Origin of the sequence: Neobacillus pocheonensis (assembly GCF_050477905.1) — a bacterium.
GTDB classification, from domain to species: Bacteria; Bacillota; Bacilli; order Bacillales; family Cytobacillaceae; genus Neobacillus; species Neobacillus pocheonensis_A.
Map to the genome: position 1 here is coordinate 80,650 of NZ_JBCNAD010000066.1, position 11,220 is coordinate 91,869.

The 11,220-nt window shown below is 35.6% G+C and carries 14 protein-coding genes; 9 read left to right on the forward strand and 5 right to left on the reverse strand.

Annotated features, from left to right (window positions below; translation table 11 throughout):
- The first annotated feature begins 222 nt into the window (after positions 1–222).
- The 3 genes from ABES02_RS27510 to ABES02_RS27520 all read left to right on the forward strand — a co-directional run bounded on the left by ABES02_RS27510 (position 223) and on the right by ABES02_RS27520 (position 2,368).
- Complete coding sequence (locus ABES02_RS27510) at positions 223–654, forward strand: MerR family transcriptional regulator (RefSeq protein WP_430140979.1); 432 nt, start codon at positions 223–225, stop codon at positions 652–654.
- Positions 655–715: 61 nt separating this feature from the next.
- Entirely contained in the window at positions 716–2,068 is a 1,353-nt protein-coding gene (locus ABES02_RS27515) for a hemolysin family protein (protein WP_430140980.1), read from the forward strand.
- 117 nt (positions 2,069–2,185) lie between these two features.
- Positions 2,186–2,368 (forward strand): hypothetical protein, encoded by a 183-nt coding sequence (locus ABES02_RS27520; RefSeq protein WP_430140981.1) that lies wholly within the window; start codon positions 2,186–2,188, stop codon positions 2,366–2,368.
- Positions 2,369–2,431: 63 nt separating this feature from the next.
- Here the strand turns inward: ABES02_RS27520 and ABES02_RS27525 are convergent, their stop codons facing one another.
- Entirely contained in the window at positions 2,432–2,728 is a 297-nt protein-coding gene (locus ABES02_RS27525; protein WP_430140982.1) for a hypothetical protein, read from the reverse strand.
- Positions 2,729–2,990: 262 nt separating this feature from the next.
- Between ABES02_RS27525 and ABES02_RS27530 the strand changes: the two genes are divergently transcribed.
- Positions 2,991–3,302, forward strand: a complete 312-nt coding sequence (locus ABES02_RS27530; protein WP_430140984.1) for a HesB/YadR/YfhF family protein — start codon at positions 2,991–2,993, stop codon at positions 3,300–3,302.
- A 69-nt stretch (positions 3,303–3,371) separates the two neighbouring features.
- On the opposite strand, the gene ABES02_RS27535 is transcribed toward ABES02_RS27530, so the two are convergent.
- The gene (locus ABES02_RS27535) at positions 3,372–3,911 is read right to left on the reverse strand and encodes a hypothetical protein (RefSeq protein WP_430140986.1); all 540 of its coding nucleotides are present in this window, start codon (positions 3,909–3,911) and stop codon (positions 3,372–3,374) included.
- Between the two features lie 299 nt (positions 3,912–4,210).
- Here ABES02_RS27535 and atpB point away from each other — a divergent pair, with 299 nt between their 5' ends.
- The 5 genes from atpB to ABES02_RS27560 all read left to right on the forward strand — a co-directional run bounded on the left by atpB (position 4,211) and on the right by ABES02_RS27560 (position 8,348).
- Complete coding sequence (atpB, locus tag ABES02_RS27540) at positions 4,211–4,924, forward strand: F0F1 ATP synthase subunit A (protein WP_430140988.1); 714 nt, start codon at positions 4,211–4,213, stop codon at positions 4,922–4,924.
- 68 nt (positions 4,925–4,992) lie between these two features.
- Positions 4,993–5,343, forward strand: coding sequence for an ATP synthase F0 subunit B (locus ABES02_RS27545; protein ID WP_430140990.1), 351 nt, complete (start codon positions 4,993–4,995; stop codon positions 5,341–5,343).
- A gap of 3 nt (positions 5,344–5,346) precedes the next feature.
- Positions 5,347–6,306, forward strand: coding sequence for an AtpZ/AtpI family protein (locus tag ABES02_RS27550; RefSeq protein WP_430140992.1), 960 nt, complete (start codon positions 5,347–5,349; stop codon positions 6,304–6,306).
- 112 nt (positions 6,307–6,418) lie between these two features.
- The gene (locus tag ABES02_RS27555) at positions 6,419–7,675 is read left to right on the forward strand and encodes a DUF445 domain-containing protein (RefSeq protein WP_430140994.1); all 1,257 of its coding nucleotides are present in this window, start codon (positions 6,419–6,421) and stop codon (positions 7,673–7,675) included.
- A 307-nt stretch (positions 7,676–7,982) separates the two neighbouring features.
- On the forward strand, positions 7,983–8,348 hold the full coding sequence (locus ABES02_RS27560) for a cytochrome-c oxidase (RefSeq protein ID WP_430140995.1): 366 nt from the start codon (positions 7,983–7,985) through the stop codon (positions 8,346–8,348).
- Between the two features lie 57 nt (positions 8,349–8,405).
- On the opposite strand, the gene ABES02_RS27565 is transcribed toward ABES02_RS27560, so the two are convergent.
- The 3 genes from ABES02_RS27565 to ABES02_RS27575 form a co-directional block, all read right to left on the reverse strand.
- The gene (locus ABES02_RS27565; protein WP_430140997.1) at positions 8,406–9,272 is read right to left on the reverse strand and encodes a TIGR03943 family putative permease subunit; all 867 of its coding nucleotides are present in this window, start codon (positions 9,270–9,272) and stop codon (positions 8,406–8,408) included.
- Between the two features lie 12 nt (positions 9,273–9,284).
- On the reverse strand, positions 9,285–10,160 hold the full coding sequence (locus tag ABES02_RS27570; protein ID WP_430140999.1) for a permease: 876 nt from the start codon (positions 10,158–10,160) through the stop codon (positions 9,285–9,287).
- A gap of 156 nt (positions 10,161–10,316) precedes the next feature.
- Positions 10,317–11,114 carry a 5'-nucleotidase, lipoprotein e(P4) family gene (locus ABES02_RS27575; RefSeq protein WP_430141001.1) on the reverse strand — a complete coding sequence of 266 codons (798 nt, stop codon included), beginning with the start codon at positions 11,112–11,114 and terminating at the stop codon, positions 10,317–10,319.
- Between the last annotated feature and the right edge of the window lie 106 nt (positions 11,115–11,220).

The window sequence follows — 11,220 nt, forward strand, 5'->3', positions numbered from 1 at the left end:
GTTTTTTTAGATTTGTTAAAGTTAAATGTTCATTATATAGACCTTTTGATAGGAGCGGAAATCAACAGCCATGGTTAACAGAATATTTTTCGAAAATTTAGATTTCACCATTCATATTAATGACAATATTCCCATAAAATGTAGATAACAATGACTACCATAACCAGAACGTTTGACTGTACGGTTTAAATTCTTTATAATTATTGTTAATTTTAAAAATAGTTGAGGTGGTATGATGGGGCTGTCTATCGAATTGGTGAAATAGCTGAAATAGCGCATGTGTCAAAACGAACCATTGACTATTATACGTCTATCGGATTGCTAAAGGCAGAACGGTCTAAGTCAAATTACCGCATATATACCGATGAATCATTAAATGATTTGAAATTTATCGAAGAATGCAAGAGTTTGCACTTTCCACTAGACGAGATTAGAAGAAAACTAGAAATGCGAAAAGCAAAGCATATCCATGAAACAGATGTGGATAAACATGTATGTGCGGTTACACAGCAAATGAAACAGCTGCATAGTGATTTATTTGACCTTATTCCGATTCTAGAAAAACTAGATGAGCAGCAAAAAGAAAAACTGGTAAATAATTTAAGTTTGCTGAGGTCGGCTTTAAAGAAATCGCTCGTAAATGTAACGAGCTAATTTTTGTATAAAACTGGGAGGTGACTCCTTACTCGTCTGACAACGAGCTAAGGGAAATTATTTGGACATATTTAACTTGGTTTTGATAGCCATTTTAATTGCGTTGACTGCTTTTTTTGTAACTTCAGAGTTTGCTATTGTTAAGATTAGAAGTTCAAGAATTGATCAGTTAATTGAAGAAGGAAATTCGAAGGCAGTTTCTGCGAAAAAAGTAATTTCAAACCTTGATGAATACCTATCTGCCTGTCAGCTGGGTATAACCATAACGGCATTAGGTCTCGGGTGGATTGGAGAATCAACCATTGAGCATATGCTTGGTCCTCTTTTCTTAAAATTAAATGTTCCTGAAAGTGCAACGCAAATATTATCAATTGCGCTTGCCTTTGCCACAATTACATTTTTACATGTAGTTGTTGGTGAACTTGCTCCAAAAACACTGGCAATTCAGAAGGCTGAATGGATTACGCTCTCGGTTGCGCGTCCGTTAATCACTTTTTATAAGGTTATGTATCCAGTTATTTGGGTGCTAAATGGTTCAGCGCGAATTGTATCCAGTATTTTTGGCTTAAAGCCTGTTTCCGAAAACGAAATTGCTCATACAGAGGAAGAACTTCGAATTATCCTATCTGAAAGCTATAAAAGTGGTGAGATTAACCAATCAGAGTTTAAGTATGTAAATAAAATTTTTGAGTTTGATAATCGTATAGCTAAAGAGATTATGGTCCCAAGAACGGAAATTGTTTCTTTATCAAAGGATGATACTTTAGAGACTTTTCTGGAAGTAATCCGCGAGGAAAAATTCACAAGGTATCCAATTATTGATGGGGATAAGGACCATATTATCGGACTAGTGAATATTAAAGAAATGGTGACCGATTTAATTGGAAATGAGAATCTTGCTACTCAAACATTAGCAGATTATACAAGGCCCATTATTAGAGTAATTGAAACAATCCCGATCCATGATTTGTTGGTAAAAATGCAAAAAGACCGGATGCACATGGCGATATTAATGGATGAATATGGCGGAACATCCGGACTTGTTACGGTTGAAGATATTCTTGAAGAAATTGTTGGTGAAATTCGCGATGAATTTGATATGGATGAAATTCCAATGATTCGTAAAATTAAGGAAAACCACTATATCATTGATTCAAAGGTATTAGTCAGCGAAGTAAATGATTTATTAGGTGTAGAAATCGATGATGAAGATGTCGATACCATCGGCGGCTGGGTTCTTACTGAGAACTATGAAGCAAAAGAAGGCGACGTCATTGTCCATGAATCCTATACCTTTCAAATCCTTGATATGGAAGAACACCATATTAAATATATCGAAGTGATGAAAAATGCTTCGGATGGAGAGACTCCCCATCAGCAAATTGCAATAACTAAATCTGAAGTACTTTCATAATTAAGTCCTTACAAAACAGACCAATCATTTTGGTCTGTTTTTTTAGCTTTAAGTTGTACAGATGACCAATCACCCTACCTCAAAAAAACATATCTTACTCATAAGGAGGTGATGAACATGAATCATTTTGCTGCTTTATTTTTAGCATGTATCTTAGCTGGTTTTGCCTTATTAAAAATGCCAACAATCGGCTTTTTAGCTGCCCTTTATCCATTTTTCCATATTGTCGGAGCACTTGCCATTTTAATTTTTGCTTTTGCGTTAATTTACTATGGACTAAAAGCGCTCTTTAAAAAATAGTAAGCGTTTCCAGTTTTAGATGAATAAAAAGATCAGGTTTTTCCCAAACCTGATCTTTTTTTATTATTTGGATTTAAGTATTATAATTTCTTCTTCAGCCTTTGCTATTTTAACTAAATGAGAATCAAGCCGGCGGTTTATATTCTGGATTTCGCTGGTCTTAGCATCCTCAATCCGCTCCAAGGATTCTTTGATATCCGATAGGTCAATTTGGTTTACAGCTACACGATGTTCGATGCTATCCACCTTTTCCAATCTGGAAAGCCTCTTTTCAATATGTTCTAATGTATCATTAAATTTATTAATTAGCGATTTAATATCTTTTAGATTTTCTGTTAAAATCTCTAGCTCTCGTTCCATGCACAACAACGCTCCTTTTCCTGTTTCTGTCTTTATTTTACCACCCTTACCACTATGGAGAGGTTGTAAAAACAACAACAATGTGAACAATTGGAAGCGAAAAAGTGAACATTTTCTTAATTCCACTTAGGTTTTGAAGAACCGTGAATATTATCACAGGCAAAACACCTTAAAAGTTATAATCTTTCAATATAAGGAAATGGAGAATTATTTCCTTCCTTCATTCGGTTCTTTAACACAATAAAAAGGTTGGTGCTAAAATATGTTCATTTCTATTGACGAAAAGGCGACCACATGGTTCACAAAAGAATTTGATATTATTAAGCCATTTAGTATTCGTATGTATCCACAATACGCTGGATTTGGACAACAGCATAAAGGTTATAGTCTAGCCTTTTCTTCTGAAACACCTGAAAATATCGGTTTTACCAAAGAAATAAATGGGATCATGTTTTTTATTGAAGGAAACGATGTATGGTTCTTTGAGGATACAGAAACGTATTTGTCTGTCGATGACGACATGGATGAATTACAAGTGACCTATAAAGAAGAAATCACCGCTGCCATTAATTAACTAATTCCAGAATAATAATAAAAAAAGCAAGCCAGTTTTAGAAAACAAAGCGGGCTTGCTTTTTTTACTTTAGTTTACTTGTTTACCTAAGCTTGGTGCAAGTAATTTTGCCCCTTCATATACTGCAGCAAGTTTTTGTTCTCCTTGTGCAAAGGTCGCATCTGCATTTTCAAATGATGGCTTATCTTTTTTCAATTCATCCGCTTTTGCCTGATAAGATGCCGCATAATCTTTTATAGCTGCCTCAAGATCTGCTTTCTGATCCTTTAATTCGGCAGGAACTTGATAACTATTAAGTTCCTCAGCAACTGCAGCAGCTGATGCGCTAGCTTTTGCACGATCCTCAGCCGTTGGCAATTCTTCAGGTTTAGCATCTTCCTTTGAAGCCTTGGCAACATAGGCATTTAAATCAGCATCTTTGGCATTAATACGATTACCAAGATCCATATAGAATTTGACTAATTCCTTTTTAATATCAACCTTTGGAGTAGAAGATTCCTCTGCTGTTTTTGTGTCTTTCTTCGTTGTCTTTTCTTCGCTGCTGCTAGAGCATGCAGTTAATCCAAATACAAAAGTTAAAGCAGCAAGTGATAATAAAAACTTCTTCATATTGTTTGTTTCCCCCATTTTCTCTTTTAATAAGCCTTGCTTATTTTACAACATATAATCAGACGTTGGCTATATAAAAAGGTTTCAAAAATAATTTAAAAATAATACTTTTTTACTAATTTTTACATTACAAACATTTCCTACTATACTAAGATTTTAATTCAGAAAATTAGGAATATATTGTGGACTATGTTACAATAATGAAATTTATTGTATATAATAAAGGTAGGACTTAATTCCTAAATCTCACAGTTTCCAGTATTTATTCCATACCTTTAAGAAGAAAAGGGTTGGACAACTTGGAACACACGAGACCTCAAGTAGAATTCCTACATTTAACCTTTGACTTATCCATCATTTTAACTAGCACATTGGCTGCTCTCCTAGTTTTCCTCATTGCATATCTTTTTACCCTGAAAATCACGACAGGAACACCGCAAAAATGGCAAAATTTTATGGAATGGATATTAGAATTTGTTAAAGGCATCATGAATACTTCAATGGGCATTTCAAACAATTTATTCATCTTGTCAACTGGAGTATCATTATTATTGTATCTGTTCATCGCCAATTTAATGGGAATCCCCTTCTCAATTGTCACTACAACTGAACATCCCATTTCATGGTGGAAATCCCCCACCGCAAATCCTCCTGTCACGATGACATTGGCGATTATGATCATGGCGTATACCCATTTCATTGATATTCGAATGAATGGACTTAAACATTATTTTCTAAGCATCCTTAAGCCTTTTAAAGACTTATTTGCTATAAATATCATCGAACAATTTGCCACGACCTTGACGCTTGGGCTTCGTTTATATGGAAACATTTATGCTGGCGAAGTCATGTTAGCCCTTTTAGCAAATGCAGTAGGTCATGGAATTTTCATTGCTTCTCTAGCCTCGATCCCCATGCTGGTATGGCAGGCATTTTGCATTTTTATTGGTGCTATTCAGGCATATATCTTTGTTACACTGACAATGGTTTATATCGCTCATAGGTTAACATGATAATTTAAAGGAGATGAATAAACTTGGGGGATTTAACTTTATTGGGGCTGCCAATTTAACTTGGGACAATGATTTATCAAACTATAATTTTTACTGTACTTGTATTTATTTTAAAAAAGCTTGTATTTAAAAAACTAGTTAGTATTATGGATGAAAGAAAGCAGCATATCGAAAATCAACTTCAGTTAACAGAGAAATATAAGATTGATGCTGAAAGTAACTTGAAGTCTAGTGAAGGTATTTTGAAGCAAGCCAAAAAGGATGCTAGGGAAATCATAAGGCACAGCGAAAATGAAGCAATGATGATTATCCAAAAGGCTAGAGAAGAGGCTAACGAAATCCTTAGAGAAGCTAAAGCAGAGGCCTATCATACACGAACCCGTTCCTTTGTTCAAGATGACCAAATTAAGGGGGCGTAAACGATGAATCAACAATTTACTAAATACTTTGGCAGAATTACAGAGAACCTTGAATTAGGATTTGAGGAAAAATGGATTTACGTCCACTATACAAAAGGATCTCTTGAAAAAACAGCTTGTCTTTTGAAAAATGGAAATAAATCCGAAGAGCAGTACCTTGAAAACTTTTTTGAGGAAAATAATTGTTCAGAAGAAATAAAGAAGGAGGTAAGGAAATTTTTGAAGAATAAAAAAAATGACAATGATTCCACTTGGAGTGAATTCACATCATTTCTTATGAAAACACTTTCCCTAAATATGGTCTTTGGAATTACTATTATAATCTGCGTATTTGGCGGCTTTAAGTTAGGCGCGTTTTTAGATTACCGTTATCATATCTACCCTTTTTTTACATTATCAGGAGTGTTTGCAGGGATAGGATTAGGAGGTTTAACCATTTATTCCATGATTCAAAAATATTTTAAATCCTCAAGTAAGGAAGAGAAACAACATCGTTCTGATTTGAAACAGACTGAAGACAAGACTTACCCCGTAATTGAGGTCTCCATGGATGAAGTCCGAAAAGCCGTCAGAGAGTTTTCAGATAGTTTGCCGAAGGGAGTGTATCGTACCATTCTAGTTTTAGAGGATAACAGTATAGACTTTAAGCATCTTGCCCATTTACTTGGGGGCATTCCATCGAAAAAATATTATATGTCCAAGGAAACCTACGATTTATTTGAAGAAAACGAAAAGCAAATTCCGATTGAAATGGATCTCGTTCAAAAAGCAGTTGACCAATATGTGAAAGAACACAAGGAATTTCCAATGCTTAAGTTTGACCCCCACCATCGCGTGAATTATTATCAACTTCTTCAGGAGCATTACTTAAAAACGCCTCCGGAAACACAATTTTACATTACCGACCTTGATGGACTGATTACTCATATAAAACCACAGAAAAAAACTTCTTCTCATTCTTGAGAGGAAGTTTTTTTAAAATAATTTATTTTATTAAGAAGTTTTTTTTGCTTTTTTTTATGTTAAATTGAGATAATAACATTACCATATTTATCAAAAATTGAGGGGTACAATGATGTTAAAGCAGAAAAATAAATCGCGTCATTTAGCGACGATTTCCCTTGCTGTAATGGCAATCGGATTTCTGGCAACAATGCCATTACAGAATTCTCTTTGGGGTGCAATCCTGCAGGGAGGTTTCGAGGCAGGCCTTGTAGGTGGGCTTGCCGACTGGTTTGCGGTAACAGCGTTATTTCGGCATCCACTTGGTATTCCTATCCCGCACACAGCCTTACTTCCAAAAAACCGTAAACGAATTATCGCAGGAATTATTTCGATGTTGGAAAATGATTGGCTGACAAAAGAAAGTATACGTGAGAAAATCGGAACCTTTAATTTCTCAGAAAAGGTACTCATGATTATCGAAAAAGAATTACACTCACCAGGAATCCAAACTAATTTTAAAGCGCTTATTCAATATTTGCTGAGCAAGGTAGAGATAAATAAAATTGCACCAGTTATAGAAAAGGAAATAAAGGCTTATCTTAATGAGTTTAATATTAGGCACTATCTTTCTCTGCTAATTGATCAGGTATCCATTCGCAAATATGATGAGAAAGCACTGGATCTAATCTTGAAAGAAATCGATGAATGGGCATCAAGAGAAACGACGAAGTACAAACTCGGAGGAATGGCAGTTGAGGCCATTGAAAATATTAAAGCAGATGGCATTATGCAGTTTGCCTTAAGATCCTTTAGCAATCTAATTAATGAGGAAAAATTAGGAGGAATCCTCCAGAATCTAATTTTAAAAGGTGTCGATAGTTTCCGTGACCCATATAATCAAAACAGACAAACACTGCTTATTCATATCCATAATAAATTGCAAAATATCAAAACCGATGAAAAGATAAACGATGAACTGGAGCATTTAAAAACGCAAATGATAGCTAAATGGGAACCGGAAGATAAAATCATCGGCTTCTTAACAAAGCTGCAACAGAAAGCGATTGACATTGTGGAGGACCCTGTTTTTTATCATGACTATATTCTTCCCCTGATTGAAAAGGGCTTAATGGAATTTAAAGAAAATCCTGAAAAAGTAAACAATCTTGAAGCTTGGATTAAGAAACAGATTTCTACCTTTGTGGATAATAACCATTCAAAAATTGGCAAACTCGTTGAGGAAAATTTAGAAAGGCTAGATAATGAAACACTTATAGACATGATTGAAAATAATGTCGGAAGGGATCTCCAATGGATCCGGGTAAATGGGGCTGTTTGTGGCTTTTTAATTGGTCTCGTATTAATTGGCATTAAAACCATATTCTAAATTGTCAAGCAGCTCTATAAAAGGGCTGCTTATTTCTTTATTAAAGGCTCTGTTAAATTGGGCTGTTTATTTCCGCTCCAAGCGCTCGCTTTCCGCGGGCGTGCCGGGGAGTCTCCTCAGCCCCGTACTCCCGCAGGAGTCGAGCGCCTTCCACTCCAATCAACAGAGTATAAAAAAACAACAATATCGTTTAACAGAGCCTTATAAAAAACAATACCTTGTCCTAAAAAATTGAAAGTTCTTTTTCATTCTAGTTCTTCATATTTAGTACTGTAGTCATATTTTTACTAAATAAGGAGGCTGAGGAATGGGAATTAGGTTTATTAAGATCTCTGTTGTGTATTTTGTCATAGGTGTATGTATGGGAATGTATATGTCCATGACAGAGAAATTTGACCTTTCTCCAGTTCACGTCCATATTAATTTGTTGGGTTGGGTGTCCATGGCACTAGCTGGACTCGTCTATGTTGCTTTTCCTGGTGCAGCGGAAACAACATTAGCAAAGGTACACTTCTGGCTTCATAATATTGCTTTGCCAATCATGATGATCGGTCTTGCGTGTTTAGTTTCTGGTGTAGAATCCGCCGGACCTGCTGTAGCGGTAGGTGGAACTTTAATGGTTTTAGGTATCATCCTTTTTGCTATTAATATTTTAAAGAATATTAAGAACTAACTGAAGCATGAAAAAGACGCCATGGATTTGGCGTCTTTTTCATGCGGTTGCAACAATTTAAAAACTGTTTCGATAGACATAAACGTCCTTAGGTTTCTCGATGATTTTATAATCGGTAACTTTTAAAACAGGAATTTTCATTTTAAAAGGCTGATAATACTGAGTATCAACCGTGCCCGTTACTTGATACCACTGGTCATTTGGGATATGGATGTTTTCAGGAAACTGGATCAGCATTCCAAAGACTCCAGAGTCTGCAATACAGTGAATAATCCCAAAACGGAATAAAAATATCTGATTAGAATTTAAATGGGGACCGTTATAAGAAAATCCTTTCATCGTGACCGTTCTTCCTGTAAACTGCCCAGAAAAATTATAAAGAACCTCTAGCCCTTTTAAATAATCTCCATCTGTTAAAGTAATATGATCTTTTCCTTTATAGGACTTGAATTCTTTATTAATTAAATCCAAATAACCATCTTTCCCCATGAATTGACTCATATCCGGATTAAGAATCTGATGCATCCCGTACTGGTCCTTCCCATCTTCTAAAGCAGGAAATTGAAACCCTTTCGCATCGACCATCTTCGAATCAAGCGTTGCTACAGGCAATAAGACCCCTGTAAGTGTGGGAATAAGAACCATCGCATACGAAAGAAATTTCTTAAGTTTTTTTCCAAATGTCGGACGTATCTTTTCGTGACTGTGGTCATGATGGCAATCGTGACATTCAAGTTCTTTAGAAGCCTTTTTATCAGATAGATACCATCTGATTCCTTCAGCAATTGTCAAAAAGAACAAAGCATAGATCATACTGTAGGAAAGAAATGAATACTTCATGTTGATATATTTCGCAATATTTCCTGATAGATGCAGCATAAAAAATAAATTGGTAAACAATAATAAAACAATTACTCGAAACATTAAAATCCCCCCTTACAGAAGAAGTGAGCCAATAAATACAAATGTTGAGATTAATGAAACAAGAAGTATGACAAATTTGGGCTTAAACGTTCCAAACATCATTAACAAGTTCTTGATGTCAACCATTGCACCAAATACTAAAAACGTTACAATCGAGCTTTGTGAGAACGTATTTCTAAAAGATGCTGCCACAAAGGCATCCGCTTCAGAACAGATAGACAGGATGAACGCTAAAGCCATCATTACCAATACAGCGGCTACTTTTGTATGTCCAAGTGTGGCAAGAGTTGCAGTTGGAATATAGGTTTGCATAGCCGATGCAATTAATGAACCCATGACTAAAAACTTCCCAACATTGAAAAATTCGTCAATTGTATGTGTTACCACACTGAACAATTTTTGTTTTAAATTTTGATTTGAATGGTCATGTACATGAGCGTGTACATCATGGTTTATTTTCAATTGATCAGTTTTCACCACAAACGAAAGGACAATTCCCACTAAGATAGATACGGCAATAGCAAACCCAGCCCGATACCCTACCATCGCCCAGCTATTTCCGAATGCAATGTAAGTTGAAAAAAGGACAATCGGATTGATAATCGGACCAGTTAGCATGAAGGCAATGGCCGATGGGAGATTCATACCCTTTTCTATTAATCTTTTACATATTGGCACAATCCCGCATTCACAACCAGGAAATACAGCCCCTATTAAACTAGCTGTAATCACAGATAAATATCTATTTTTTGGCATAAGTCGAATAATCGTATTTTCAGAAACAAAGACTTCAATAAGGGCAGACACTAAAGCACCAATTATAATAAATGGAATGGCTTCAATTACAATGCTGATGAAAATCGTATTTAATTGCAATAATCGATCCATAGAAGTACCTCCTTGAAGAAACACTTCACTACTAGTCTATTTTTTAAAATATCTACTATCATATCAAAAACAAAAGAAAATTGTTATGTTTTCATTTTCCAATAGTACCAAAATAAAAAAAGACAGCTCCAATCGGAAAAGGAACTGTCTTCTCAATTATCTTTGGAAAGGCTCTAACATATCTTTCCTAAGCTTAGACTTCTCAAGATCTGATCTTCTAGAATTATATTGATAAATGGCCCCTTCCCAATCTCCATACATTGGATTAGGGAAAACGATGAGCTTCCTTCCAAATTCCTCTCGCTGTTTGTCAACCAATTGTGCTCTTTGCGTGACAGATAATCCCTCAAATCCACTGAAATCCCCTAGATTATCACCAAACAATAACACAATATCATGTGTTCGAGCGACTTGAAGACGTCTTGCTTCTTTCCCTCTTTCACCTTTTTGCTTCAATAAAACATGTGCTGCATCGGCTTGAGGAGCACCGACCCGTTGCAAATTAATAATTGTTGCAGCTTTTTGAGCTTCTTTACGATTGGAGATATAGAAGATGGCTATCCCCTTTGAATCCGCATATTTTAAAAATTCTATTGCACCTGGTAATGCTTTTGCCTCAGCACGTTCAACCCACATATCCCAGTTCAAATATGCACTCACCGGTGACATGATTTTCGTTGCGAATAACGGACTATTATCGATGACTGTCTCATCTAGATCAAGAACAACAGCAGGCTTTAAACCTTGTTTCCATTGCTTTTTACTAAGAATGTCATCCAATCTCATTTTTCCAATATTATAGCCTTGATAATATAAGGCCTTTGCTTCCCCTGCTTTTTGATACCAGAGAACAGACATTGTATTTTGTTCCTGCAGCGGGTTTGTAACGTTTTGCGCTTTCGTTGGAGCACAGGAAAATGTAAAAAATAATACCATGACAGTGCCCCAGATCATTTTGCTCTTATACAAAATTTGGACCCCCTTTTTTATTCCTTCTTATTATGTGGAAAAAATGCAAAAAAATGAGACCCAAAAATTTGAGGGCACTGAAAAACTTACG